The organism is Streptomyces sp. NBC_00984 (assembly GCF_045162475.1).
In the GTDB taxonomy this organism is placed as follows: Bacteria; Actinomycetota; Actinomycetes; order Streptomycetales; family Streptomycetaceae; genus Streptomyces.
This window is the reverse complement of record NZ_CP108734.1, coordinates 4,065,139-4,091,439: the sequence shown is the minus strand read 5'-3', so window position 1 is coordinate 4,091,439 and position 26,301 is coordinate 4,065,139. Positions and strand designations below refer to the sequence as shown.

Genomic DNA, 26,301 nt, shown 5'->3' with positions numbered 1-26,301 from the left:
TTCGGACTACTTCACGTTGACGCCGCCCCAGGCGGCCTGGACCGCGGTGAGCTCGGCGCTGTCCGCGCCGTACAGGTCGGTCGCCGCCTTCTCGGTCGCCTCACGGGCGCCCGCGTAGTCGGTGGTCGACGTCATGTACTCGGAGAGGGCCTTGTACCAGATCTGGACGGCCTTGTCCCGGCCGATGCCGGTGACGGTCGAGCCGTCGCTGGTCGGGGAGTCGTAGTCGACCCCGTTGATGGTCTTCGCGCCGCTGCCCTCGGACAGCAGGTAGAAGAAGTGGTTGGCGACGCCGGAGGAGTAGTGCACGTCGAGGTCGCCGACGCTGCTGTCCCAGGAGTCGGCCGAGCCGCCGTCCTTGCTCGGCTTGTCCATGTAGCGCAGCGGGGAGCCGTCGCCGTTGATGTCGATCTTCTCGCCGATGAGGTAGTCGCCGACGTCCGTGCTGTTGTTCGCGGCGAACTCGACCGAGGTGCCGAGGATGTCGCTGGTCGCCTCGTTCAGGCCGCCGGACTCGCCGAAGTAGTCGAGGTTGGCGGTGGACGCGGTCAGGCCGTGGCTCATCTCGTGGCCCGCGACGTCGAGGGCGGTCAGCGCGCTCTTGTTGTCGGCGCCGTCGCCGTACGTCATGCAGAAGCAGCTGTCGTCCCAGAACGCGTTGACGTACGCGTCGCCGTAGTGGACCCGCGAGTACGCGGCCTTGCCGTCACCGGCGATGCCGTCGCGGCCGAACGCCGACTTGTAGAAGTCCCAGGTCTGCGCGGCGCCGTAGGCGGCGTCGACCGCGGCGGTCTGGCGGTCGTTGCCGGTGCCGTCGCCCCAGGTGTCGTCGTCGTCCGTGACGAGGTCACCGGTGCCGCTCTCGCCCTGGTTGAGGTCGTACGTCTTGTGGCCGCCGCGGTCGCCGTCGGTCAGCTCGAAGCCGGAGCCGGCCGCGGTGGTCGACAGCTCGACCTCGCCGCTGTACTGGCTGTTGCCGACGCCGGTCTCGACCGCCTCGTAGCTCTGGAGCTTCTTGCCGGTGATCGCGTCGGTGATGGTGTGCACCCGGCTCGGCGTGCCGTCCTTCTGCACCCCGGTCTTCACCGTCTCCAGGGCGAGGACGGGCTTGCCGGAGCCGGCCCAGATCACCTTGCGGGCGGCGGCCGCGGTCTTGATCTTCGGCGTCGTGGAGGGCACGGATATCCGGGCCTTGGTCGCCTTGGTGACGCTCTTGAGCTTTCCGCCGGGGGCGGTGTGGGTGACGAGGTCGCCGCCGAGCACGGGCAGCCCGTCGTAGGTGCGCTCGTAGCGGGTGTGGACGGTGCCGTCCGCGTCCTTGATCACATCACGGACGATCAGCTTCTCCTTGCCGCCGAGCCCGAGCGAGTCGGCGGTCGAAGAGACCTCGCTCTGTGCGGACTTGATGGCGGCGTTGCGCTGCGAGGCCTTGTTCGCGCTGAAGGGCACGACGCTGTGAGTGGCGGAGGGACCGTCATTGCCGTTGTCGGGCGCGGCGTTCGCCGCACCGGTCTGCATGCCGACGACGACCATCGCGGCCACGGCGGCCAGGGCTGCGGCGCGACGGGTGTTCATGTGGGGGGTCATGCGCTCTCCGTTGCTCGTTCCGTGGGGGGTTACGAGCCGAGAGCGTGCCATCGAATGACCGACATTGACGGAGCACTAACAATTACCTCACATTTATTTGACTAATTCTTGTCCGAATGGAATACACATGTGTTCGTTAATCGGCGGGAGTTGGGCGTAGATGTCCGGTGACACCACATACGGGGTGCTCTGCCCCTGCCGCTGCTCCGGCGGTGCGCGTGCTCCGGCCGCGCACACCCTCGGCCGCGCACACCCTCGCGCCGTGCGCACGCGGAAGCCCCCGGCCGCAACGGCCGGGGGCTTCCGTGGTCGTGCCCGTGCGTCAGAGGTTGACGCCGAAGTCCTGGGCGATGCCGCGCAGGCCGGAGGCGTAACCCTGGCCGACCGCGCGGAACTTCCACTCCGCGCCGTTGCGGTACAGCTCGCCGAAGACCATGGCGGTCTCGGTGGCGGCGTCCTCGCTCAGGTCGTAGCGGGCGATCTCGACGCCGCCGGCCTGGTTGATGATGCGGATGAACGCGTTGCGCACCTGGCCGAAGTTCTGGCTGCGGGTCTCGGCGTCGTAGATCGAGACCGGGAAGACGATCTTGTCGACGTCGGCCGGCAGGCCCGCCAGGTTGACGTTGATCTGCTCGTCGTCGCCCTCGCCCTGGCCCGTGACGTTGTCACCGGTGTGGACAATGGTCTGGTCGGGCGTCGACTTGTTGTTGAAGAAGACGAAGTGGCCGTCGGAGACGACCTTCCCGGCCGGGTTGACCGCGATCGCCGAGGCGTCGAGGTCGAAGTCGGTGCCGGTGGTGGTGCGGACGTCCCAGCCGAGGCCGACCGTGACGGCGGTCAGGCCCGGGGCCTCCTTGGTGAGGGAGACGTTGCCGCCCTTGGACAGGCTTACAGCCATGGGAAGTCCCTTTCATCGTCGATTGCGGGCTTCATGCCATCACGAAGCTACCGTCACAGGGCATAACGCGGACAAGGGACCAGGAGGTTCCTGATCCCTTTACTTTCTTTACCGAAGTCCCCCGGCCGGGCGGCCGGCCGGTACGGCAAAAGAAGGTGACGAACACCCTCTGGTGCGGGGAACATGGGTGTCATGTCCGGGCCCTATGTCATCCGCGGTTCGGTCTCCCTGCCGGAGGCCGAGCTCATGTGGCGTTTCTCGCGGTCCTCGGGACCCGGGGGGCAGCACGTCAACACCAGCGACTCCCAGGTGGAGCTCCGCTTCGACCTCGCGGCGACCGAGTCGCTCCCCGAGGTGTGGAAGGAGCGGGCGCTCCAGCGGCTGGAGAGCAGGCTCGTCGGCGGGGTGATCGCGGTACGCGCCTCGGAGCACCGCTCCCAGTGGCGCAACCGCGAGACGGCCCTCGTCCGGCTCGCCTCCCTGCTCGCCGAGGCGACGGCGCCACCCCCGAGGCCGCGCCGCAAGACGCGGATCCCACGAGGCATCAACGAACGCCGGCTGCGCGAGAAGAAGCAGCGCGGCGATACCAAGCGCGGCCGCTCCGGCCGCGACTGGTGACGGGACGGTTCTCCCGCCCGGTCCCCGGCCGTCCTCACCCCAGTCGGCGGTAGCGCCCCCGGAAGTACGTCAGCGGCGAACCGTCCCCGCTGGGCAGGGCCGCGCTCAGCACCCGCCCGATCACCAGCGTGTGGTCGCCCGCCAGGACCCGCTGCTCGGTACGGCACTCCAGCGTGGCCAGCGCGCCGCCGATCAACGGCGCGGCGGTGACCTCGCCCCGTGCATAGGGGATGTCCTCGAACAGCAGCCGGTCGCTGATCCGGCCCTTCATCGCGAACCGTCCGGCGATGTGCCGCTGGCTCTCGGCGAGCACGGACACCGCCCACAGCGGCTGCTCCGACAGCAGGTCGTCCATCCGGGAGTCGTTGCGCAGGCTGACCATCACCAGTGGCGGGTCCAGGGACACCGACATGAAGGCGGTCGCCGTCATGCCGACGTCCTCGCCGCGTCCGTTCTCGTCCAGCGGCGGCTCCTGGGCGGTGATCAGTACGACACCGGCGGCCAGCCGGGCGAGGGCGCCTCGGAACTCATCGTTGCTCACCCCCTCAGCATGGGGGACGGGCCGGGAACGCGGGGCGGGGGTCGTCGTCTGCAGCACATCGGGCACGCTAGCCGCGGAGCGCGTGCCTCCGCATCGGGCCAAGGGACCAGCCGGGTCCTAGGACCCGTGGTCCGTGGCGGATGCGGCGGCGCCGCGACGCAGGGGTCCGCGTGGCGGATCGGCGTCGCGGATCGGCGTTCGGATTTGCGTTCAAGAAAAGGACGGAGCGGATCCGTACGCCACTCACAACCCTTTACCATCTGTTGTGACTTGGGTCACAGAGTGCAATATTTGTTGACCCTGTGTACCGGCTGCACAGCTCACTGTGATTCAGTTGCCGTGACACTGCAGTAAGTACGTCGATATGAAACCTGGAGTGCTGTCGAGGTCTCGGGGAGTGCGAGCAATGGAGGCCGAGTCGGAGCCGTACGTCCGTCTTGCGACGATGCGGCAGCTGCACCAGGCCGTGGCCGATCTCAACACGGCGCGGAGCCTGGCCGACACACTGCAGACCGTGGCCGACGGAATCGTCACCGGTCTCGGCTACGAGCTGGCCTGCGTGAACCTGGTCCGCCCCGACGGCGATCTCGTGGTCGCCGCCTTCGCGGGCAACAGCGCGGCGGAAGCCCTGATCACCGGCCGGGTCGGCTCGCGTGCCTCCTGGGAGCGCCGGCTGACGATGGGGCAGGCCTGGGACGAGCTCCGTTTCATACCGCACACCGACGGCTGGGTCCTCCTCGACGACGACGTACCGCAGTGGCACACCGACGGGCCGGATCCCCGTTTCGAGGACGAGTGGCACCCGCAGGACCGCCTCTACGCCCCTATGTACGCCTCCGGCGGCGGCCCCGATCTGCTGGGCGTCATTTCCGTGGACCGCCCGCGCAACGGCCGCCGCCCCGGCGCCTGGGGCCGTGAGGCCCTCCAGATGTACGCGTCGCAGGCGGCCATTGCGATCAGCAACGCCCGGCTCAGAGCAAACATGCAGCGGGCGCTGGTCCGCCTCGAACGGGAACAGCAGGCGCTGCGGGCCAGCGAGGAGTCTTTCCGCCAGGCCTTCGAGTACGCGCCCAGCGGCATGGCCATCGCCGAGATGGGCGGCGACCAGCACGGCCGGCTGCTGCGCACCAACGACGCCCTGTGCCGGCTGCTCGGCCGTCCCGCGTCCGTGCTGCGCCGCTACTCCTTCGCCGACCTCGTCCACCCCGAGGACATCGGCACCCTGCTGCGCACCTCCGCCGAGGGCGGTCGCGCCGAGCTGCGCCTCGGGCGGCGGGACGGCACCTACCTCTGGGTCTCGCTGCGCAACTCCGTCGTCGCCGACACCGCGGACGGCCCCCGCTTCCTGCTCACCCACGTCGAGGACATAGAGGAGCGCAAGCGCCACGAGCTGCACCTCGCGCACCGTGCCTCGCACGACGCGCTCACCGGCCTGCCCAACAGTGCCGAGCTGCGCTCCCGGCTGGGCGCCCGGCTCTGCGAGCGCCCGAACGCGGCGGCCACCACCCCGGTGGAGGCGCTGGACGCGGCCTACGGAGACGTCGACGATCAGGACGCGCGGACGCACGGCTACGAGGTGGACCAGGCACCCGGCGGCCCGCACGACCACCATGTGCACGCCGTCGCACCCGACACCGAGCACGACGACGGGGCGAAGGGGCTCGCGGTCCTCTTCTGCGACCTCGACGGCTTCAAGTCGATCAACGACCGCTTCGGCCACCACACCGGTGACGCCGTGCTGATCGAGGTCGCCCGCCGGCTCACCACCTGTGTCCGCGACGGCGACACCGTGGCCCGGCTCGGGGGTGACGAATTCGTCGTCCTCGCCGACGGACTCGGCGACGCGGACGCCGCGGACCTGGCCGTACGCCTGCGTAACGCCATCATTCCGCCGATTCGGGTCGACGGCAGGGCGGTGCGGGTGGGGGCGAGCTTCGGCATCGGCTGGGCCGCCTGCGGCATGACCGCGGAAGAGGTGCTGCGCTCCGCCGACCAGCGGATGTACGTGGAGAAGCGGTCGCGCTCGAAGGTTCACCGCAGGGCAGGCTGACGTTCACGGCGGCGCCTTTCCCGGGCTCCGCCGCCGTTCCGGTACCGGCGACGGCAATTCTTGGTGTGGGCCGTTCGGGGTAGGCTCGGCCGGTCGGCCACGGCTGGCACTATTCGGCGACGGCTGGCGACATGGTGAGGAGTGACCCAGGGATGACGGCCGGGAACAACGGCGCAAACACGCCCGAGGACGACGATCCGTTCGGCTACCTGTACGAGGACGGACAGGCAGCGGGCGCCCAGCCGCCGCGGCAGGGCGGCTACGGCTACCCCCCGGCGGCCCCGCAGCCCGGCGTGCCCCGGACCTCGTACAACCAGGTCCGCACCGTCGGCGAGCGTCAGTACGGCCAGCAGATGCCGCAGCAGCAGGCATACGGCCAGCCGAACGCGCAGTACGCCGCCCCGGAGACGTACCCCGGCGCCCCCACCGCGCAGGTGCCGCAGCAGGGCGGCCGCGGCCGTTCCGGCGGCCCCGGCAAGGGCGGCCCGAACACCAAGGGCCTGCTGATCGGTGCCGTCGCGGTGGTCCTGGTCGTGCTCATCGGCATCGGCGCCGCGCTGATCACGGGCAACGGCAACAAGGACAAGAAGAAGGAGGAGGCCACCTCCTCCGCCGGCCCCGGTGACCAGGTCGAGGAGTCCCCGAAGCCCAAGGAGTCCGCGAGCTCCGAGGCCCCGGTCGAGCTCCCCAAGCAGGACGCGGCGACGCTGAAACTCGGCGGCTCGGCCCAGCTGGACAACGCGACCAAGGGTGCCAAGAGCTCCAACGGCCAGTACATCAACCTCAACGAGGTCGGCCGGTCGGCGACCTGGTCGGTCGAGGTGCCGAAGGCCGGTCCGTACACGCTGTTCGTGACCTACGGAGTGCCGGGCAAGGATGCCAAGACGTCCCTGACGGTCAACGCCGAGGCTCCCCGCAGCATCAGCATGGAGAACTTCGCCGGGGCCCCTGAGGGCGATCTGGAGAAGGGCTGGACGACCACGTTCTCCTGGATGCAGCTCAACAAGGGCCCGAACACGATCACGATCTCGTGCAACGAGGGTGACCAGTGCGACGCCAACCTGGATCAGCTGTCGCTGAAGGCCGGTCACGTGAAGCGCTGACCATCCCTGGACGCACTCCGGCCCCCTCGCCTCCGGGCGAGGGGGCCGGATCGTTTTCCGGGCGCGGAGCGGCTCAGCCCATCAGGCTCAGGAACCCCGCCACCGTCCCCGCCATCGCCTCGCGCCCCGGGGCGATGTACTTCCTCGGGTCGACGCCCGTGGTGTTCTCGGCCAGGTACGCCCGTACCGCGCCGGTGAACGCGGTGTTCAGGGCCGTGCCCACGTTGATCTTGACCATGCCGGAGGAGGCGACGGCCTGGCGGATCTCCTCGTCCGGGACGCCGCTGGAGCCGTGCAGCACCAGCGGGACCGGGACGGCCTCGCGCAGCCGGCCGATCAGCTCGTGGTCCAGGGCGGCGGTGCGCTCGGTCATGGCGTGCGAGGAGCCGACCGCGACGGCCAGCGCGTCCACCCCGGTGTCGCGGACGTACGCGGCGGCCTCGGCCGGGTCCGTGCGGACGCCGGGGGCGTGGGCGTCGAGCGGGGCCTCGCCCTCCTTGCCGCCGACCTTGCCGAGCTCGGCCTCGATCCAGATGCCGCGCTCGTGGCCCCAGGCCACCGCCTCGGCCGTGGCCCGCACGTTCTCCTCGTACGACAGCTTGGACGCGTCGAACATGACGGAGCCGAAGCCCTCCGCGTGCGCCTGGTGCAGCAGCTCCACGGACTCGACGTGGTCGAGGTGGAGGGCGAGCGGGGCGCCCGAGGTGCGGGCGACGGCGGCGGCCGCGGCGGCGATGGCGGAGAGCCGTCCGCCGTGGAACTTCACGGCGTTCTCGGAGATCTGGAGGATGGCGGGTGCTCCGGCGCGCTCCGCGCCGGCCGCGATGGCCTCCGCGTGCTCCAGCGTGATGACATTGAAGGCGGCGATCCCGCGTCCCTCGGCCTGGGCGGCGGAGACGAGTTCACCGGTGCTGACGAGCGGCATGCTGACCTCTTGCTACTTCTTTCGAACCGCGATCGGGCGGGTTCGGGACGGGCGCGGCCTCTCAGGCCGCCGGTGCGTGTTCCTCGATGCCGACGCGCGGCAGCAGCTCCTCGTACGCCGCGCGGTCGAAATCACCGGCCGTCGGGGAGAGCACGGTCGCCGTCGACAGTGCCACCGCCCGCCGCAGCCGGTCCGGCCAGCTCAGCCCCTCGACGAGGCCGGACAGCAGCCCGGCCACCGCGGAGTCGCCCGCGCCGGTCGGATTGCCCAGGACCTTGGCGGGCGGCGCCGCCCGCCAGCTGCCGTCGGGGGTGACCGCCAGCATGCCGTCCGGTCCCAGCGAGGCGATGACTCCGTGCGCGCCGCGGCGGCGGGCGTCGCGGGTGGCGCGCATCGGTTCGCGGGAGCCGGTGAGCTGGGTGAGCTCGTCGGCGTTCGGCTTGATCAGATCGGGGCGGGCGGCGATGCCGCGGCGGAGCGGTTCGCCGCTGGTGTCCAGGAGCACGGGGACACCGGCGGCACGGGCCGACCGGACCAGTTCGGCGTAGGCGCCGACGTGGATGCCGGGCGGCAGGCTGCCGCAGAGCGCGACGGCGTCGGCCCCGGTGAGGAGCTCCTCGTACCGGCCGAGGAGGGCGGTCCACTCGTCGGCGGTGACGAGCGGGCCGGGTTCGTTGAGCTGGGTGGTGTCGCCGGTGGCCCGGTCGACGACGGCGATGGTGCGGCGGGTGTTCCCGGCGACGGTGACGAGAGCGTCGGTGATCGGCGCGGCGGCGATCGGTGCGGGGAAGTCCGTACCGGTCTCCCGCGGCGGCAGGCCGGCCAGCAGCTCGCGGAGCACGGCTCCGGTGGAGCCTCCGGCGAAGCCGGTGACCACTGTTTCGTGGCCGAGAGCGGAGAGCACCCGGGCCACGTTGAGTCCCTTGCCGCCGGGTCGCTCGGACATGTCGCTGACGCGGTGGCTGGCGTGCGGGACGAGTTCCGGGACGCCGTACGTCAGGTCGAGTGCCGTATTCAGTGTGACCGTGAGGATCACCGCGGCCGCTCCCTCGATCCCTGCTCCGAAGCGCGAAACCGTGGACGGAATGCGCTTTCTCTGGCTGTTTTCCAGGCGATCATGCCAAAAAGGTGGCGGTCGGCCCAGACCTCGGGACCAACCGCCGTCTCTTCGTTACGTATTCGACTCACCGTCAATAATGGGGCAGATCAGCCGATCTGGGGCGCTTTGATCCATTCGCCCTTGCGCATGACGCCCTTGAGCGCGAAGTCCTCGTCCAGGACCACCAGGTCCGCGTCCTTGCCCGGTTCCAGCGAGCCGACCCGGTCGTACACACCGAGCAGCCGGGCCGGATTGGCGGAGATGGACTGCACGACATCGCCGACCGGGATCCGGTCGATGGTCACGGCCCGGTGGAACGCGGTGTCCAGGGTGAGCGTGGAGCCCGCGATCGAGTTGCCCTCGACCAGCCGCGCGACGCCGTCCTTGACCTCGACCGCGAGCGGGCCGAGCTGGTACAGGCCGTCGCCGAAGCCGGCCGCGTCCATGGCGTCGGTGATCAGCGCGACGCGGTGGGCGCCCGCGTGGTGGTAGGCCAGCTCCAGGGCCGCGGGGTGCAGATGCGTGCCGTCGTTGATCAGCTCGACGGTGATCCGCTCGTCCTCCAGCAGCGCGGCGATCGGTCCGGGCTCGCGGTGGGCGAGCGGCGGCATCGCGTTGAAGAGGTGCGTGGCGACGGTGGCGCCCGCGTCGATCGCCTCGACGGTCTGCTCGTACGTGGCGTCGGTGTGCCCGATCGCGGCGATCACGCCGTGCTCGGCGAGCAGCCGCACCGAGTCGATGCCGCCCGGCAGTTCGGTGGCGAGCGTGAACATCTTCGCGGTGCCGCGCGCCGCGTCCATCAGCTTGCGGACCTCGGCCGGGTCCGGGTGGCGCAGCAGGTCCTCGCTGTGCGCGCCCTTGCGGCACGGCGAGATGAACGGCCCCTCGAAGTGGATGCCGGCCAGGTCGCCCTGCTCCACCAGCTCGGACAGGACACCGGCCCGGTGGGCGAGGAAATCCATCTCGCCGGTGACCGTGGAGGCGACCAGTGTGGTGGTGCCGTGCTCGCGGTGGGTGCGGATGCCGGTGAGGACCTCGTCCACGGTGCCGGAGGTGAAGGACGCGCCGCCGCCGCCGTGGTTGTGCATGTCGACGAAGCCGGGGACCACCCAGTGGCCGCTCAGGTCGACAGTCGGTGCGCCCTCCGCCGTGGCACCGGCGATCCGGGTGCCCTCGACGATCACCCGGCCGTTCTCGACGATCCCGGTGGGAAGCACCACCCGGGCACCTGCGAGAACTGTGCTGTCTGCGCGTCCGGCCATCAGGCGGATACCTCCGTGGAGAGAAGATCCCAGGCGAGCAGCCCTGCGCCCAGGCATCCGGCGGTGTCCCCGAGGGCCGCCGGGACGATGTGGGGCAGCTTCTGGAACGTGACGCGTTCCTCGACGGCCGCACGGAGTGGTGTGAACAAGGTTTCCCCGGCCTCGGCGAGACCGCCACCGATGATGAGGGAGCGCGGGTCGAGCAGCGTCAGCGCGGTGACCAGCCCGGCGGCGAGCGCGTCCACGGCGTTCTGCCAGACCTGTACGGCCGCGGGGTCGCCCGACTCGACGGCCTTCGCGCAGTCCGCCGCGTCCGCCTCCGGGTCGCCGGACGCGGCGGCCCAGGCGCGGCTGACGGCGGCGGCGGACGCCAGGGTCTCCAGACAGCCGCGCTGTCCGCAGCCGCAGTCGGGTCCGTCCGGCCGGACCACGATGTGCCCGATCTCGCCCGCGTACCCGTGCGCGCCCGCCTCGATCGTGCCCGCGATGCCGATGGCCCCGGCGATGCCGGTGCCCAGCGGGACGAACAGGAAGCGGTCGGCGCCCTTGCCCGCGCCGATCCGGCCCTCGGCGAGCCCGCCGGTGCGTACGTCGTGGCCGAGCGCGACGGGGACACCGCCGAGCCGCTCGCCGAGCAGTTGCCGCATGGGTACGTCGCGCCAGCCCAGGTTCGAGGCGTAGACCGCGATCCCGTTCTCGGCGTCGACGATGCCGGGCACGGCGACGCCGGCCGCGACGGCGCTCTCGCCGAGGTGCTCCTCGCCGTACGCCCGCAGATCGGCGGCGAAGTCGAGGATCGACTCCACGACGGCTTCGGCGCCGCGCTCTCTGCCGGTGGCCCGCCGCGCCTCGTACAGCAGGGTGCCGTCGGCCCCGACCAGTGCGGCCTTCATTCCGGTGCCGCCCACATCGAGGGCGATGACGTGTTTCACGGGAAACAGTTTCGCCCGAGGAGGCAAAAAGGTCTAGTCCACTATCCCGGTTTGTTGCGGATCCATACAAAATCGCGGCCACGGATTCACGGGACGGGAGCGGCACGGGAACCGGGCCGCCCCGGACACCTCAGGGCGAAAGGATCACGCTGCGCGAGAGGTTGCGCGGGCGGTCCGGGTCGTACCCCTTCGACTCCGCCAGCTCGACCGCCAGCCGCTGCGCCCGGATCAGATCCGCCATCGGGTCCGCCGTGGCATGCGCGACCAGCGTTCCGCCCACCCGCGCCACATCGCCGGCGAGCCCCTCCGGCAGCCGGCCGAACACCCATGCCACCCGGTGCGGTCCGGTGATCGAGATCGGGCCGTGGCGGTACTCCATCGCCGGGTACGACTCCGTCCAGGCGCCCGCCGCCTCGCGCATCTTCAGCCCGGCCTCCTGCGCCAGCCCGTACGTCCAGCCGCGCCCCAGGAACGTCCACTGCTCGGCCGAGACCACCGCCTCGTCCAGCGGCTCCGTCACGGCGAGCTCCGCGTCCACCGCGGCGGCGGCGACCGTCTTCACCCCGGCCGGAAGCGGACCCGACGCCTCCAGGCCGGCCCGCAGAAAGGCCAGCGCGGTGGTCGCGAACCGGGTCTGGACGACCGACTCCTCGTCCGCCCAGTCCAGTACGGCCACCGCGTCGGCGGCGTCCATCACCGGCGTCCCCGGGTCGGCGGTCAGCGCGACGGTGGCGACCCTGCCGCGCAGCTCGCCGAGGAGTTCCAGCACCTCGGTCGTGGTGCCGGAGCGGGTGATCGCCACCACCCGGTCGTACGGGCGCCCGGCCGGGAACTCCGAGGAGGGGTAAGCGTCCGTCTCGCCCTGCCCGGCCGCCTCGCGCAGCGCCGCGTACGCGATGGCCATGAACCAGGAGGTGCCGCACCCGGTGACGGCGACCCGCTCACCCGGCCGCGGCAGCCCGTCGAACGCCGCCCCCGCCTCTGCGGCGCGCCGCCAGCAGCCGGGCTGGGTGGCAATTTCTGATGCGGTACGCGACATGCTGAACGGCTCCTTGCGGCGTGGAACGTAACGGTGCGGGCGGTACGGCACAGCGGCGGTGCGGGGCAGGCGGCACCCGCACCTGAACCTACTTAGCAGTAGGCGCAGTTCGGGGGCAATGCTCTCAGGCGCGGCGCCGGGTACCGGCCCGGTTACGTTGCGAAAGCGATACCGCTCTGGTGTAGACCATCGGCGACGGCCTGGGAGAAGATCGCACCCCGTTCGAAGGCCCCACGACGGCGTGGCCGGCACGGATGACGCGATGGATGAGGACGGTCTGGGCTGTGCAGTTGCGCTACCGGGTACTGACCGCGGCCGTGACCGCGCTGGGCATGACGGCGACGCTGGCGGGTTGCGGCGGCGGCAGCGGCGGTTCGGGGGAGGTCACTCTCAAGCTCGTCGCGGCCGACTACGGAACCGGCCCCGCCAACAGCTCCGAGAAGTACTGGGACGGACTCGTCAAGGGCTTCGAGGCGACCCACCCCGGCATCAAGGTCGACGTCAGCGTCCATTCGTGGAAGGACATCGACCGCGAGGTCGCCACGATGGTGAAGAAGGGGCAGGCCCCCGACATCGCCCAGATCGGCTCGTACGCCGACTACGCCAAGGCCGGAAAGCTCTACCGGGCCGACCAGATGCTGTCCATCCGCACCCAGGCCAACTTCCTGCCGTCCCTCGCCGACGCGGGCAGCGTGGACCGCACCCAGTACGGACTGCCGTTCGTCGCCAGCACCCGGCTGCTCTTCTACAACAAGAAGTACTTCGCGCAGGCGGGCCTCGACGCCCCGCGGACCTGGGACGACATCCGCGACGACGCGGCGGTGCTCAGACAGCGCGGCGTGACCTACCCCTTCGCGCTGCCGCTCGGTCCGGAGGAGCCCCAGGCCGAGACCATGATGTGGCTGCTCAGCGGGGGCGGCGGCTACATCGACGACAGCGGCTCGTACGAGATCGACTCGGCCGAGAACGTCAGGACGTTCGACTGGCTGAAGGCGAACCTGGTCGACAAGGGCCTCGTCGGCCCCGTCGCCCCGGGGAAGCTCGACCGCCAGAAGGCGTTCGACGCGTTCACCGACGGCCGGGTCGGCATGCTGAACGGCCACCCGACGCTGATGCAGGAGGCCGAGCGGAAGGGCGTCTCCGTCGGGATGGTGCCGATGCCCGGCAGCGGCGGCCCCGGCAAGAACTCGCTGGGCGTGGCCGACTGGATCATGGGCTTCAAGCAGCACGGCCACCGTGTGCAGCTGGGCAAGTTCTTCGACTATCTGTTCACCGACAAGAACGTCATCGGCTTCGCCGACGAGTACGACCTCCTCCCGGTCACCGACAGCGCCTCCGCGGCCATGGAGTCCGACGCCAGGTACAAGCCGCTGTGGAAGTTCCTGGCCGCGCTGCCGGACTCGCAGTTCTACCCGTACGGCAAGAGGTCCTGGGCCCGGTCCAGCGAGTCGATCAAGGAGAACATCGGCAAGGCGGTCGCGCCGAACGGCAGCCCCGGGAGCGTGCTGGGACGGATCGCGCGCGATTCGGCCGCGGCGGCGGCAGCGGACTAGGGCCTGTCCGGCCATGATCCGCCGGACAGGCCCTAAGACCGACCGGGCTGTCCGGTAATCCCTGGCGGGTGGCGGCCCTTCGGACGGGCGATATGTTGGCTGATATGACCGCCCCCACGCATGGCCCCGACGACCCGGACGGCCTCTCCGACAGGGACCGTGCCGTGCTCGCCGTCGAACGGCAGTCGTGGTCCGGCCCCGGGGCGAAGGAGCGGGCGATCCGCGAACAGCTGGGCATCTCGCCCACCCGCTACTACCAGCTCCTCAACGCCCTGCTCGACGACCGCCGCGCACTGGCGGAGGACCCGGTGACGGTCAACCGCCTGCGCCGGGTGAGGGACGCCAGACGCGAGCGCCGCTGAGGCCGAAGTACGGGGCGGGGCGGCGCTGGGACCGGCGCCCGCTCAGCAGGAGACGGTGATCAGGACGGGCTCCGCGGTGCCGGTGGCACGGAGCGCCTCGACGAAGACCTCCGTGGTCCAGGCCGCCGCGTCCAGGGACCACACCGGCACCCGGCAGCGGAAGGCCAGGGCCCGGCGCATCCCTTCGGTCTGCACCTTCCCGGTCGGCGACCGGGACAGACCCGGGAGGTTCACGGCGGTGCTCTCCGGCTCGACGGCCATCCGGCCGTAGGCGCACGCCAGCGCCTCGTCGCGGACGCGCCCGCCCCGGCCCGGCAGCCCCGCCTCGCGGCCCGACACGGTCACGGTGATGTCCCTGGCCGCGCCCGGATCGGCCAGCTCGTACCAATGCGCGGCGTACAGCAGAGCCGCGGCGGGATCCGGCGCCAGATGCACCGGCGCCACGGTGTGTACTCCGGTGACCCGGACGTCGCCCACCTGCCGCAGCACATCGCCGAGGACCGTCGCCACCGGCAGCACGGGCAGTCGCTGCCGGTTCAGGCGCGAGGACACGTCCACCTGGAGCCAGCCGAGCTCCCGGACACGTCCGTCCTGCGTCCAGTCCTCCCCCGCGTCGTTGTGCCCCCACCGGCTTCCGCCGAGCTCCATGCCGGCGCCCAGCAGGGTGCTGCTCCACCCGTAGGCCTCGGCCCGGTTCACCGCCAGGCCGAAGACGTCGACGTCTTCGGCCTCCGAGGCGTCCTCGGCCACGTCGGAATCAGAATCCGAGGTGCCCTCGGGCACGCCGGACTCCGAGCCGTCCTCGGGCGGGCCGGACGCCGAAGCGCCCTCGGGCGGTGTGAGCCAGGGATGCCGGGTGAGGACTCCGTGCACGCCCATGAGCAGGGTCGCATCCCGCACCGCATCACCCATTGCCTCTCCCTATACACCCGCGCCGCAGTTGAAGGTCATCGTGGCAGTGACGGCCTTCTCCGGGGAGTCGGCCTCGCCGATGACGTCCACGTCGATCAGGCTCCGCCACTGTGTCTTCTTCCGGCCCTCGCACGTCTTACGGGCGTTGGCCCGATGGGTGCTGCTCGCCTTGCCCTTGGTCGGCTTCACCTTCTTCGACCCACTGGCCACGGACCTCCACTTGCCGTGCCGGTCCTTCGCCTGGAGCCAGATGGTGACCTTGGCCTTCTCGCCGGGCTTCCCTCCCTTCACCCGCACCCACCAGCCGTGTCCGGACGCCGTCGCCGGGGGCGTACTGGAGACGTGGACGTGGTCGCCGTTGGTGTAGAAGAGGCCGGCATCCGCCGCGTGCCGGGCTTCAGGCCCGGCCGGCCGGGCCTGAGCCGGGGCGGGGGAGAGGGAGGCACCCGCGAGGAGAGCCGCCAGTACCGTGGAAAGGACAAGAGGCCTGCGCATCAGGGGCCGCTCCCGATCGAGGGGGGGAACTGGTCGCCCTGATCACTGTCCGCACCCCATGGGCACCACACGCCAGGCCGGGACCGTTCGTCCGTTCGAGATGCCTCATGCGCGTGTGGCGGCCGGCTGCTCCTCGCCCGTCACGCCGCGGGCGAGCCGGTTCCGGGCCCTCCGCTATAGGCTCGCCCCATGGGCAGCAACCCCGAAGCACCCACACCGAGCGAAACCCCGTCCGCGCTCCCGACTCCCACCACCCCGGCCGGCCAAGAGGCCCTCGCCGCGATTCTCGCCCGCCCCGACCGCGCCGTCATCGCGCTCGATTTCGACGGCACCCTCGCCGACATCGTCCCGGACCCGGAGCAGGCCCGCGCCCACCCCGACGCCGTCGCGGCCCTTGCCGCGCTCGCCCCGAAGGTGGCCTCCATCGCCGTGATCACCGGCCGCCCGGCCGGCGTCGCGGTCCGGCACGGCGGCTTCGCCGGAGTGCCCGGCCTGGACCACCTCGTCGTCCTCGGCCACTACGGCGCCGAACGCTGGGACGCCGTGTCCGGTACCGTCCACGCCCCCGCCCCGCACCCCGGCATCGCCGCGGTCCGCGCCGAGCTCCCGGGCGTGCTGGACCGGGCCGGCTCGTGGCACGGCACCTGGATCGAGGAGAAGGGCCGGGCGATTGCCGTCCACACCCGCCGGGCCGCCGATCCGCAGGCCGCGTTCGAGGCGCTGAGCGGCCCGCTCGGCGAGCTCGCCGCCCGGCACGGACTGATCGTCGAGCCGGGCCGGCTGGTCCTGGAGCTGCGCCCGCCGGGCATGGACAAGGGCGTGGCGCTTGCCCAGTACGTACGGGAGACGGACGCCGAGTCCGTGCTGTACGCGGGCGACGACCTCGGCGACCTCGCCGCGTACGCCGCGGTGGAGAAGCTCCGCACCGAGGGCCCCGACGGCATCCCCGGACTGCTGGTCTGCAGCGGCAGCGCGGAGGTGCCCGAGCTGGCCGAGCGGGCCGACCTGCTGCTGGCCGGACCGGGCGACGTCGTCGCCTTCCTGGCCGGGCTGGCCCGGCGGATCTGACACCCCGGGCGGCTCACTCCCGCCGCAGCGCGTCCAACTGGTCCAGGAACCACTGCTGCGGCGGCAGCGCGACCGCCGCCGCGGCCAGGCGTTCCGTGCGCGCGGCCCGTTCGTCCTCCGCCATCGTCAGCGCCTCGTGCAGCGCCGTCGCCGTCGCCGAGACGTCGTACGGGTTCACCACGACCGCGTCGCTGCCCAGCTCCTCGTACGCCCCCGCCTCCCGCGACAGCACCAGCGCGCAGCCGTGGTCGGAGACGACCGGGATCTCCTTGGCGACCAGGTTCATGCCGTCGCGGATCGGGTTGACGAGCGCCACGTCGGCCAGCCGGTACGCGGCGAGCGAGCGGGCGAAGTCGTCCTTGACGTGCAGCACGACCGGCGTCCAGCTCTCCGTGCCGTACACGGCGTTGATCTCGTCGGCGACCCGTCGCACCTCGGCCGTGTAGTCGCGGTACACCGCGAGGTCCTGCCGGGAGGGGTACGCGAAGGCGACATGGACGACGCGTCCGCGCCATTCGGGCCGCTCGTCCAGGAGCGCGCGGTACGCGAACAGGCCGCGCACGATGTTCTTGGACAGTTCCGTTCGGTCCACCCGTACGATCGTCCTCCGGCCGGGGCCGGTCTGCTCGCGCAGCGCCGCCATCCGCTCGTCCACATCGGCCTCGTGCGCCCGGCGGCGCAGGAAGTCCCCGTCCGCGCCGAGACCGTGCACCCCGATCCTGGTCCGCCCGGTGCCGCCCAGGATCTGGGTGCAGCAGCCGATGAACGCGTCCGCCCAGCGCCGGGTCAGGAACGCCGCCCGGTCCGCGCCCAGGATGCCGTGCAGCAGCTGCTCGGCGATGTCGTCGGGGAGCAGCCGGAAGTAGTCGACGGGCGCCCACGGGGTGTGCGAGAAATGCCCGATCCGCAGGTCGGGGCGGAGCTCGCGGAGCATGCCCGGCACCAGCGCCAGGTGGTAGTCCTGCACCAGCACCGCGGCGCCCTGCCCCGCCTCCTCGGCGAGCGCCTCGGCGAAGGCCCGGTTGTAGGTCTCGAACGACGCCCACTGCCGCCGGAACTCCGCGTCGAAGACCGGCTCCAGCGGCGTCTGGTACAGCATGTGGTGGACGAACCAGAGCACCGAGTTCGCGATGCCGTTGTACGCGTCGGCGTGCACGTCCGCGTCGATGTCGAGCATCCGTACGCCCGGCTCACCGACCCCGCGCCGGACCGCCTCCCGGTCCCCGTCACCCAGCGCCGCGCACACCCACAGCTTGTCGTCGACGGCGCTCAGCCCGGAGACGAGCCCGCCGCCGCCCCGCTTCGCGTCGAGCGATCCGTCCGTGCCCAGGGTGTACGACACCGGGCCGCGGTTGGACGCGACGAGGACCTGGGCGGAGGGTCGGGCGGTGGACTGGGCTTCGTGCTCGGAGACCATGTTGCGGAATCTAGCCCGATCACGAACCGCCCAAACGTGCGAAGTCAGGCCACGTCAGGCCGCGCGGCGCGAAACGTACTCCTCGATCTCGCACATCGGGGGCCGCTCCTCGGTGTCCACGGCATGGGTGCGCGGTACGAAGCCGTTCGCGCCGCGCTCGAACTGGGTGAGCGCCGGGCGTACCAGGTGGCCGCGGGACAGCCGCAGTTGCGCGGTCCGGTAGATCGCCGCCGCCATCCGGCCGAGCGCCTGCCCGTCCTGGTGCCGGTGCTTGCGCACCCCCACGTCGACCTGGGCCAGCGCGTCCAGCCCCACCGTGTGCAGCGCGTCGACCAGGAGGCCCAGCTCCACGCCGTAGCCGACGGGGAAGGGCAGCCGTTCGAGCAGGGAGCGGCGCACGGCGTACTCGCCGCCCAGCGGCTGGACGAAACCGGCCAGCTGCGGCCAGTGCAGATTGAGCAGCGGACGGGCCACCAGCTCGGTCACGCGACCGCCCTGCCCCGCCGTGTCACCGAAGGGGCGGTCGTACATCGCCTTCACGAACTGCACGTCCGGGTCGGTCAGCAGCGGACCGACGATGCCGGAGACGAAGTCCGCCGAGAAGTCCTTCAGATCGGCGTCGATGAAGCACACGATGTCACCGCCGGTCACCAGGAGCGAGCGCCACAGCACCTCGCCCTTGCCGGGCACGGCCGGTATCCGGGGGAGTATCGCGTCCCGGTGCACCACCCGGGCGCCGGCCTCCCGGGCCACCTTCGCGGTGTCGTCCGTGGAACCGGAATCGATCACCACGAGCTCGTCGACCAGCCGGACCTTCTCCATCAGCTCGCGCCGGATCGTCGCGACGATCTTGCCGACCGTCGCCTCCTCGTTCAGCGCGGGCAGTACGACACTGACGCTCCCGCGGCCCGCTTCCCCGGCCGTGGCCCTGGCGGCCAGGAGGCGGTCCAACGGGCGGTCGGCGGCCGACCAGGAACGCCTGGCCAGCCAGCATTCGACCTCTTCCAGCACGGTCGATACTCCCTGTATGTGATCCATCTCGCGGTTCGGACGACTATCTCAACAGTCCGGTGCTTCGGTTACAGTCTTGAACAACGCGGACGACCATCGCATGCCGGGGTCCGGCCGCCGATAAATGCCCGGATCGAAGATCCGGTGCCACAGCGCTCATCCAGAGGGACTGAGGGAACGGCCCGTTGAAGTCCCGGCAACCCCCCCGCCGACCGTGAGGTCAGGTGGGGAAGGTGCCAATTCCGTCTCGTGGCGAAACGCGCCGCGAGGAAGATGAGGAGAAAGGGCCTCGCCACCATGGCTGCGCAGACCGTTGCAGTAAGCACCAATTCTTCCGCCGACGCTGACGCCAACGCCGAAGCCGTCGACCTCGGTCCCGCCTCGGGCCTTTCCTGCCGCGAGTGCGGCGAGCGTTTCGAACTCGGCCCCATTTTCGCCTGCGCTTCCTGTTTCGGGCCGCTCGAAGTCGCGTACGACCTTCCGAGCGGCTCCCCCGAAGAGCTGAAGAAGCGCATCGAGGCCGGACCGGCCAACATCTGGCGCTACGCGCCGCTGCTGCCGGTCCCCGCCGATGTCGCCGAGAAGCCGAACCTGAACCCCGGCTGGACCAAGCTCGTCCAGGCCGACAACCTCGCCCGTGAACTCGGCGTCGAGCAGGGCAAGCTGTTCGTCAAGGACGACTCCGGCAACCCCACGCACTCCTTCAAGGACCGCGTCGTCGCCCAGGCCATCGAGGCCGCCCGCGCCTTCGGCTTCACCACCCTCTCCTGCTCCTCCACCGGCAACCTCGCCGGTGCCGTCGGCGCCGCCGCCGCCCGCGCCGGCTTCCGCTCCTGCGTGTTCATCCCGCACGACCTGGAGCAGGGCAAGGTCGTCATGGCCGCGGTGTACGGCGGTGAGCTGGTCGGCATCGAGGGCAACTACGACGACGTCAACCGCTTCTGCTCCGAGCTCATCGGCGACCCGCTCGGCGAGGGCTGGGGCTTCGTCAACGTCAACCTGCGTCCGTACTACGGCGAGGGCTCCAAGACCCTGGCCTACGAGATCTGCGAGCAGCTCGGCTGGCAGCTCCCGGACCAGCTGGTCATCCCGATCGCGTCCGGCTCGCAGTTCACGAAGATCGACAAGGGCCTCCAGGAGCTGATCAAGCTCGGCCTGGTCGAGGACAAGCCGTACAAGCTCTTCGGCGCCCAGGCCGAGGGCTGCTCGCCGGTGTCGGTCGCGTACAAGGGCGGCCACGACATCGTCCGGCCGCAGAAGCCGAACACGATCGCCAAGTCCCTCGCCATCGGCAACCCGGCCGACGGCCCGTACGTCCTGGACATCGCCCGTCGCACCGGCGGTGCCGTGGAGGACGTCGACGACGAGCAGGTCGTCGACGCGATCAAGCTGCTGGCGCGCACCGAGGGCATCTTCGCGGAGACGGCGGGCGGTGTGACGGTCGGCGTGACGAAGAAGCTCATCGAGGCCGGTCTGATCGACCCGTCGCTGACCACCGTCGTACTCAACACGGGTGACGGCCTCAAGACCCTCGACGCGGTGGCCGACACTTCTCAGGCGACCGCGACGATCCGTCCCAGCCTGGACGCGTTCCGCGCCGCCGGCCTCGCCACCAGCTGACCACCCGAGACTTCAGGAAGGGCACCCACCATGAGCGTCAAGGTCCGCATCCCCACCATCCTCCGCACCTACACGGGCGGCCAGGCCGAGGTCCCGGCCGAGGGCTCGACCCTCTCCCAGGTCATCGAGTCCCTGGAGCAGAACCACCCGGGCATCGCCGCCCGCGTCCTGGACGACCAGGGCAAGCTGCGCCGCTTCGTGAACGTGTACGTCAACGACGACGACGTGCGTTTCGAGGGCGGCCTGGAGACGGCCACGCCGGACGGCGCCGGCATCTCGATCATCCCGGCCGTGGCCGGCGGTTGCTGACGCCCCGTCCGACCGCACCGCGTAATCGAATTGCCCTCTCCGTGTTTGAAACGGAGGGGGCAATTCTGCATGGTTGAGCGCGGTACAGTGTGGGAAGTCCCCCCAGCTGCCCGTGCCGCCCGCATACGAGAATGCGCCCGGCCACGACAAGATGCAGCCAAAGTGCGCGATCCGCTTGAGGCATAAGTCGCCTTTGCCTGGCCCGACTTGCCCAGGATTCATATGAATTCCGCATATCCGGGCGTTCGGTTCTGCCGAGAATTCTCGTCCGATTGACCTGTTGCAGAGGGCAGTTGGGCAGATACATTCAGCCGCGGTCGACGCGTTCCGGCGCACCCACCCTCTCCTGTCGGAGGGTGAGTTCTGACCCGGGTCCGCGAAGTGCGGTCCTGCGCAAGGGCCAGTAATAGGGGAGTTAGGCATGGCTCAGGGCACCGTCAAGTGGTTCAACGCGGAGAAGGGGTACGGCTTCATCGCGGTCGACGGTGGTGCGGATGTTTTCGTCCACTACAGCGCGATCCAGATGGACGGATACCGCACCCTCGAAGAGGGTCAGCGAGTTGAATTCGAGATCTCGCAGGGCCAGAAGGGGCCGCAGGCAGACATGGTCAAGCTCGCCGTCGGCTGAGTTCGAGCGGTCGGCCAACGACGCCACTCACGCACTGCACTCACGCACTGAGGGCCCGTACCCCGGGGGTACGGGCCCTCAGTGCGTCCCGCGCGCGGCGTGCATGCCTTCCGTGGGCGGCGTGCACGCCTCCTGCGCGCGCCGTGCATGCCTCCCGCGCGTGCCGTGTCTGCCTCCTGCGCGCCCCGGCGCGGTGTCCACATCCCGAGGGGGACGCTTGCACTCTCGGGGGTCGAGTGCTAATCATTGGCGTTAGCACTCTCCAGGTGAGAGTGACAGAACTTGGACCGGGCCGGTGAGGCCCGCAGGTCGGTGGGGCAAGGAACCACCGGTCACGCAGGCCGTCCGTCGCGGGCGCCACTCGGTCCGGAGAAATCCACCCCTGTCCGGGAGGACCACTTCACATGGCCAAGATCATCGCGTTCGACGAGGAGGCCCGGCGCGGTCTCGAGCGCGGCATGAACCAGCTCGCCGACGCCGTCAAGGTCACCCTTGGCCCCAAGGGTCGCAACGTCGTCCTTGAGAAGAAGTGGGGCGCCCCCACGATCACCAACGATGGTGTTTCCATCGCCAAGGAGATCGAGCTGGAGGACCCGTACGAGAAGATCGGTGCGGAGCTGGTCAAGGAGGTCGCCAAGAAGACGGACGACGTCGCCGGCGACGGTACGACCACCGCCACCGTTCTCGCCCAGGCTCTCGTCCGCGAGGGTCTGCGCAACGTCGCCGCGGGTGCCAACCCGATGGCCCTCAAGCGGGGCATCGAGAAGGCCGTCGAGGCCGTCTCCGCCGCCCTCCTGGAGCAGGCCAAGGACGTGGAGACCAAGGAGCAGATCGCTTCGACGGCCTCCATCTCCGCCGCCGACACCCAGATCGGCGAGCTCATCGCCGAGGCCATGGACAAGGTCGGCAAGGAAGGCGTCATCACCGTCGAGGAGTCCCAGACCTTCGGTCTGGAGCTGGAGCTCACCGAGGGTATGCGCTTCGACAAGGGCTACATCTCGGCGTACTTCGCCACCGACATGGAGCGCATGGAGTCGTCCCTCGACGACCCGTACATCCTGATCGTCAACTCCAAGGTCAGCAACGTGAAGGACCTCCTTCCGCTGCTGGAGAAGGTCATGCAGTCCGGCAAGCCGCTGCTGATCATCGCCGAGGACGTCGAGGGCGAGGCCCTGTCGACCCTGGTCGTCAACAAGATCCGTGGCACCTTCAAGTCCGTCGCCGTCAAGGCCCCGGGCTTCGGTGACCGCCGCAAGGCCATGCTCGGCGACATCGCCATCCTCACCGGTGGCACCGTCATCTCCGAGGAGGTCGGCCTCAAGCTGGAGAACGCCGGTCTCGACCTGCTCGGCCGCGCCCGCAAGGTCGTCATCACCAAGGACGAGACGACGATCGTCGACGGTGCCGGTGACAGCGACCAGGTCCAGGGTCGCGTCAACCAGATCCGCGCCGAGATCGAGAACTCCGACTCGGACTACGACCGCGAGAAGCTCCAGGAGCGCCTCGCGAAGCTGGCCGGCGGCGTGGCCGTCATCAAGGCCGGTGCCGCGACCGAGGTCGAGCTCAAGGAGCGCAAGCACCGCATCGAGGACGCGGTGCGCAACGCCAAGGCCGCCGTCGAGGAGGGCATCGTCGCCGGTGGTGGCGTGGCTCTGCTCCAGGCCTCGGCCGTCTTCGAGAAGCTGGAGCTCTCGGGTGACGAGGCGACCGGCGCCAACGCCGTCAAGCTGGCGCTGGAGGCCCCGCTCAAGCAGATCGCCGTCAACGGTGGTCTCGAGGGCGGCGTCGTCGTCGAGAAGGTGCGCAACCTGGCCGTCGGCCACGGTCTGAACGCCGCGACCGGCGAGTACGTCGACATGATCGCCGAGGGCATCCTCGACCCGGCGAAGGTCACGCGTTCCGCCCTGCAGAACGCCGCGTCCATCGCCGCGCTGTTCCTCACCACCGAGGCCGTCATCGCCGACAAGCCGGAGAAGGCCGCCGCGGCCGCTCCGGGCGGCATGCCGGGCGGTGACATGGACTTCTGATCCTGACGGATCGGTAGTTCCTGTACAGCTTTGCCGCGTCGGGCCCCTGGACCAGCTGGTCCAGGGGCCCGATGTCGTTTCCGGGGCGAACGGTGCTTGTGCGCCCGGGTACGAGGCGTGCCGCGAACCGGTCGGCGTCACATCGGCCCTTCCAGCCGCGGCTCCCCGTGGGCGTGCGGTGGACGCGCCCACGATGCCCGCCGGAGCATCGTGGGCGCGTGATACCGCGGCCCCCATTCCGTCGTGGGCGTCCGGCTCCCGGTATGACGGGGTGTCGGGCACCGTGACGCTCCCGCCCGCCGACCCGCGCTACGGCAGGCGGTCGAGCAGCCAGGTGCTGAGTTCCTCCGTCACGAGGGTGTGTCCCTCGTTCCGGGAGGCGAGCTTGAACTCGTCCAGCCCGCTCTCGTCCTCCGGGAGCGAGGAGATGTCCGCGTACAGCTCCTCGTCCGTGTCCAGATCGCGGATGTCCACCGCGCTGACCGCCGGCACGAAGCAGTGCGACCGGATGCGTACGTCGGTCTTGAAGCCGAGGAACGGGCTCAGGGCGTTGAGCCCGTCGGCGAGGATGCCGAAGCCTTCCAGCGAGCCGCCGGGTGCGCCGTCGATCGAGGGGAGTCCGTTCGCACGCACCTCGTTGGTCTTCAGCGTCACCACGCGCAGCTTCGCGACGAGTTCGTCGGGGCCCGGCGCCTGAGTGTAGAGCTTGGTCCCCACGATCGACAGGCCCTTGCCCTCCAGGGCCAGTTCGCCCGCCCGCACATCGGTGCCGGTGCCGTCGGCCACGCCGTTGGCGACACCGATCCGCCGGGGTCGGCGCGGCCATTGGCCGACGGCTTCCATCTCGGCGAGGAACTGGGCGCGCAAGACGCTCTGGTCCGGCGTGTCGTCCCACTTCTCGATGTGCCGCCACAGCAGTTGCTGGGCGGCCGGGCTGTTGATCTGGTCGGAGAACCGGCTGTCGAGATCCTTGATGTAGTGCGCGAACGCCTGGAGCGCGATCGGGATCCAGGCGCCTCGGTGCGGGCTGTCGTACGAGAAGTACAGAGCGGTCTGGTGGTCGATGCTCTCGTACTCCAGCTTGGCCAGCGCATGCCGGGTGACGAGCCCGCCCATGCTGAACCCGCCGACGGCCAGCGGTGTGTCGCCCAGCCGCTCCGCGATGGCCTGCATGATCGCGGCCTGCGCGGTGCGGGAGTTGTCCAGAATCGACGCGCTGCGCTCATGGAAGCCGAGGAGGATGACGTCATGGCCACGGCGGCGCAGCTCGCTGATGAGCGCGTAGTCACCGAACTCCATGATCTCCCAGGAGAATTCCAGCTCGCTGGGCCCCGTGTTGAAGCCGTCGGCGAAGATGACCGGCCGTACGAGACCGGTGTTCCCCTCGCCGTAGTAGACCCAGGCGGTACCGCCCGGCAGGTCCCACACGGTGCTGGGCGGCAGTGGGAGCGAGACGGGCTTCTCGGCGTCCAGGCGGGGGCCGGGGGCCAGGGCGATGGGGGGCTTGTCGCGGAGTCCGGAGACGATCTGCTCGTGGGACGGTTCGGACATGGTTCGTTCCCCTTTGGGATGGTTGATTACGATGCGCGCCAAGAGGAACACGCAACGTAGTCACCGGCCCAGGAAAAGCGGATCAAACCACCCCCAGGTGGGAGCCGGTTTCGGACACCCGGCGCGGCTTCCCGCCTCCCCGGGTCAGCGTGACTTCGGCCGCGCGGACCGTCGGGCAAGTCCGGCCCGTACCTCGTTCATCCGGCCGCGTACGCCGTCCGCCGGTACGGCTCCGCCGGGCCCGGCGGGTACGGCGACCGATTCGCCCCGGCACGGCCTGCACCGGCCGCCGATCAGGGCCTCCGCGCTGCCCGGCGAGCGGCACTCGCTGCATTCGAGGGTGCGCAACACCGTCCGCTGTTGTGCTGGAGTGACCCGTTCGGGCGGCATCTTGTCGGTGAGCCGCCTGCGGACGAGGGCCGCCGGGTGGTGGACGGGGGCGGGCAGCCCGTCGGTGAGGGCGTGCAGCAGCTCCGCCTCCGTGGCGCCTCGCTCGAACCAGTCGGTGACCTGCGGCTCCAGTGTCGTGCAGTCCGCCGCCGACAGCGTGAGCGTGGGTGCGGTACGGCCCAGCGCGGCGAGAAGTGCGAACGCGCGGGAACGAGTGGGGCGTTGAGGCCGTTCGGGCGGTACGTCGCCCCGGGTGAACGCCGCCCACCACTCGTCGTCCCGGGCGGTCCGGGAGAAGAACGTCCGGGTCACCCAGAGCAGTACCTCGTCGTTGGCGACGCACTCGCTGCCGCGCCGCAGATGCCCGGCGTCCTGCAGCCGGTTGAGGGCGGTCCGCAGTGCGCACTGCCCGTACGGGAGCACCTTGGCCAGCGTCTTCACGGAGATGTCGGCGCCCTCGGGCAGTCGGTCGAGGTACGCGGCGATGGACGCCTCACGGGGCGGGAGGTGCGCGAAATCGCGTTCGGTACGCGGATGTTGGTCGGAGGCCGAGCGCTTGCCGTAACCCGGATTGGCCATCGGGTGCGGGGCCGGGGGCGTGGGCAGGGATACGTGCGGTGCGCACGGGGCGGCACTAAGCTGGCCGTCAGCCATTAGATCGCTCCTGACGATCGAAGTGGTCAGGCCCCTGTTTGGTGTTCCACCACCGGCAGGGGCCGTTCTGCGTTTTGCGTTGTTCTGCGTTTCTGCGACGTTCTGTATTCGGCACGCTAGAGCGTCGCCACCGTCCGTGGCAAGTCGGTCACGAAAAGTCAACTCGCCGCTCGGGGTGGGTGGGTGGGAAGTGGCCCACCTCCCATTCCTCGGAAAGAGCGCTCGGACTTCGCGGCTTGAGCTCCGGGGG

General features: G+C 70.5%; 24 protein-coding genes and 1 riboswitch. Of the genes, 10 read left to right on the top strand and 14 right to left on the bottom strand.

The annotated features are described in order from the left end of the window. Positions 1-6: 6 nt before the first annotated feature. Both OG520_RS18025 and OG520_RS18020 read right to left on the bottom strand, forming a co-directional pair. On the bottom strand, positions 7-1,587 hold the full coding sequence (locus OG520_RS18025) for a M4 family metallopeptidase (RefSeq protein ID WP_406013840.1): 1,581 nt from the start codon (positions 1,585-1,587) through the stop codon (positions 7-9). A gap of 322 nt (positions 1,588-1,909) precedes the next feature. Continuing rightward, positions 1,910-2,485, bottom strand: coding sequence for a TerD family protein (locus OG520_RS18020; protein ID WP_266416091.1), 576 nt, complete (start codon positions 2,483-2,485; stop codon positions 1,910-1,912). Positions 2,486-2,668: 183 nt separating this feature from the next. Here OG520_RS18020 and arfB point away from each other — a divergent pair, with 183 nt between their 5' ends. After that, positions 2,669-3,103 (top strand): alternative ribosome rescue aminoacyl-tRNA hydrolase ArfB, encoded by a 435-nt coding sequence (gene arfB, locus OG520_RS18015; RefSeq protein WP_266416089.1) that lies wholly within the window; start codon positions 2,669-2,671, stop codon positions 3,101-3,103. Positions 3,104-3,137: 34 nt separating this feature from the next. Here arfB and OG520_RS18010 read toward each other — a convergent pair whose 3' ends face one another. After that, positions 3,138-3,644: a flavin reductase family protein gene (locus tag OG520_RS18010; RefSeq protein ID WP_406013839.1), complete on the bottom strand. Its 507-nt coding sequence runs from the start codon at positions 3,642-3,644 to the stop codon at positions 3,138-3,140. A gap of 406 nt (positions 3,645-4,050) precedes the next feature. Between OG520_RS18010 and cdgB the strand changes: the two genes are divergently transcribed. Next, a complete protein-coding gene (cdgB, locus tag OG520_RS18005) occupies positions 4,051-5,694 on the top strand; it encodes a diguanylate cyclase CdgB (protein WP_399331183.1) in 1,644 nt (547 codons plus the stop codon). A gap of 152 nt (positions 5,695-5,846) precedes the next feature. Then, positions 5,847-6,797: a carbohydrate-binding protein gene (locus tag OG520_RS18000; protein ID WP_399331185.1), complete on the top strand. Its 951-nt coding sequence runs from the start codon at positions 5,847-5,849 to the stop codon at positions 6,795-6,797. Positions 6,798-6,870: 73 nt separating this feature from the next. Here the strand turns inward: OG520_RS18000 and OG520_RS17995 are convergent, their stop codons facing one another. The 5 genes from OG520_RS17995 to OG520_RS17975 form a co-directional block, all read right to left on the bottom strand. Continuing rightward, positions 6,871-7,722: a ketose-bisphosphate aldolase gene (locus tag OG520_RS17995; protein ID WP_406013838.1), complete on the bottom strand. Its 852-nt coding sequence runs from the start codon at positions 7,720-7,722 to the stop codon at positions 6,871-6,873. 61 nt (positions 7,723-7,783) lie between these two features. Continuing rightward, positions 7,784-8,758, bottom strand: a complete 975-nt coding sequence (locus OG520_RS17990; protein ID WP_406013837.1) for a 1-phosphofructokinase family hexose kinase — start codon at positions 8,756-8,758, stop codon at positions 7,784-7,786. 170 nt (positions 8,759-8,928) lie between these two features. Then, complete coding sequence (nagA, locus tag OG520_RS17985; protein WP_406013836.1) at positions 8,929-10,083, bottom strand: N-acetylglucosamine-6-phosphate deacetylase; 1,155 nt, start codon at positions 10,081-10,083, stop codon at positions 8,929-8,931. Beyond that, complete coding sequence (locus OG520_RS17980) at positions 10,083-11,015, bottom strand: ROK family protein (RefSeq protein ID WP_406013835.1); 933 nt, start codon at positions 11,013-11,015, stop codon at positions 10,083-10,085. The genes nagA and OG520_RS17980 overlap by 1 nt, the downstream gene beginning before the upstream one ends. Before the next feature lie 130 nt (positions 11,016-11,145). After that, positions 11,146-12,054: an SIS domain-containing protein gene (locus OG520_RS17975; protein ID WP_406013834.1), complete on the bottom strand. Its 909-nt coding sequence runs from the start codon at positions 12,052-12,054 to the stop codon at positions 11,146-11,148. 266 nt (positions 12,055-12,320) lie between these two features. On the opposite strand from OG520_RS17975, the gene OG520_RS17970 reads away from it, so the two are divergent. Together OG520_RS17970 and OG520_RS17965 are read left to right on the top strand one after the other, a co-directional pair. After that, positions 12,321-13,607, top strand: a complete 1,287-nt coding sequence (locus OG520_RS17970; RefSeq protein WP_399331196.1) for an ABC transporter substrate-binding protein — start codon at positions 12,321-12,323, stop codon at positions 13,605-13,607. Positions 13,608-13,711: 104 nt separating this feature from the next. Continuing rightward, positions 13,712-13,969, top strand: coding sequence for a DUF3263 domain-containing protein (locus OG520_RS17965; RefSeq protein WP_399331198.1), 258 nt, complete (start codon positions 13,712-13,714; stop codon positions 13,967-13,969). Between the two features lie 42 nt (positions 13,970-14,011). On the opposite strand, the gene OG520_RS17960 is transcribed toward OG520_RS17965, so the two are convergent. Beyond that, positions 14,012-14,881 carry a hypothetical protein gene (locus OG520_RS17960; RefSeq protein WP_406013833.1) on the bottom strand — a complete coding sequence of 290 codons (870 nt, stop codon included), beginning with the start codon at positions 14,879-14,881 and terminating at the stop codon, positions 14,012-14,014. A gap of 9 nt (positions 14,882-14,890) precedes the next feature. Further along, positions 14,891-15,376, bottom strand: coding sequence for a hypothetical protein (locus OG520_RS17955; protein WP_406013832.1), 486 nt, complete (start codon positions 15,374-15,376; stop codon positions 14,891-14,893). A gap of 189 nt (positions 15,377-15,565) precedes the next feature. On the opposite strand from OG520_RS17955, the gene otsB reads away from it, so the two are divergent. Continuing rightward, a complete protein-coding gene (gene otsB / locus OG520_RS17950) occupies positions 15,566-16,444 on the top strand; it encodes a trehalose-phosphatase (protein WP_389977816.1) in 879 nt (292 codons plus the stop codon). Between the two features lie 13 nt (positions 16,445-16,457). Here the strand turns inward: otsB and OG520_RS17945 are convergent, their stop codons facing one another. Next, entirely contained in the window at positions 16,458-17,861 is a 1,404-nt protein-coding gene (locus OG520_RS17945; protein ID WP_406013831.1) for a trehalose-6-phosphate synthase, read from the bottom strand. Between the two features lie 54 nt (positions 17,862-17,915). Beyond that, the gene (locus OG520_RS17940) at positions 17,916-18,872 is read right to left on the bottom strand and encodes a glucosyl-3-phosphoglycerate synthase (RefSeq protein WP_406016513.1); all 957 of its coding nucleotides are present in this window, start codon (positions 18,870-18,872) and stop codon (positions 17,916-17,918) included. 153 nt (positions 18,873-19,025) lie between these two features. After that, positions 19,026-19,152, top strand: a riboswitch (SAM riboswitch). Positions 19,153-19,169: 17 nt separating this feature from the next. Between OG520_RS17940 and thrC the strand changes: the two genes are divergently transcribed. From thrC to groL, 4 genes are all read left to right on the top strand, one after another. Next, entirely contained in the window at positions 19,170-20,492 is a 1,323-nt protein-coding gene (gene thrC / locus OG520_RS17935; RefSeq protein WP_399331209.1) for a threonine synthase, read from the top strand. Between the two features lie 30 nt (positions 20,493-20,522). Further along, the gene (locus OG520_RS17930) at positions 20,523-20,801 is read left to right on the top strand and encodes a MoaD/ThiS family protein (protein ID WP_072487929.1); all 279 of its coding nucleotides are present in this window, start codon (positions 20,523-20,525) and stop codon (positions 20,799-20,801) included. Between the two features lie 421 nt (positions 20,802-21,222). Then, positions 21,223-21,429 carry a cold-shock protein gene (locus OG520_RS17925; RefSeq protein ID WP_003967346.1) on the top strand — a complete coding sequence of 69 codons (207 nt, stop codon included), beginning with the start codon at positions 21,223-21,225 and terminating at the stop codon, positions 21,427-21,429. A gap of 404 nt (positions 21,430-21,833) precedes the next feature. Further along, positions 21,834-23,456 (top strand): chaperonin GroEL, encoded by a 1,623-nt coding sequence (groL, locus tag OG520_RS17920; protein ID WP_072487928.1) that lies wholly within the window; start codon positions 21,834-21,836, stop codon positions 23,454-23,456. A 309-nt stretch (positions 23,457-23,765) separates the two neighbouring features. On the opposite strand, the gene OG520_RS17915 is transcribed toward groL, so the two are convergent. Then, a complete protein-coding gene (locus tag OG520_RS17915) occupies positions 23,766-25,007 on the bottom strand; it encodes a hypothetical protein (protein WP_399331212.1) in 1,242 nt (413 codons plus the stop codon). Between the two features lie 144 nt (positions 25,008-25,151). Continuing rightward, positions 25,152-26,051, bottom strand: coding sequence for a hypothetical protein (locus OG520_RS17910; RefSeq protein WP_406013830.1), 900 nt, complete (start codon positions 26,049-26,051; stop codon positions 25,152-25,154). Between the last annotated feature and the right edge of the window lie 250 nt (positions 26,052-26,301).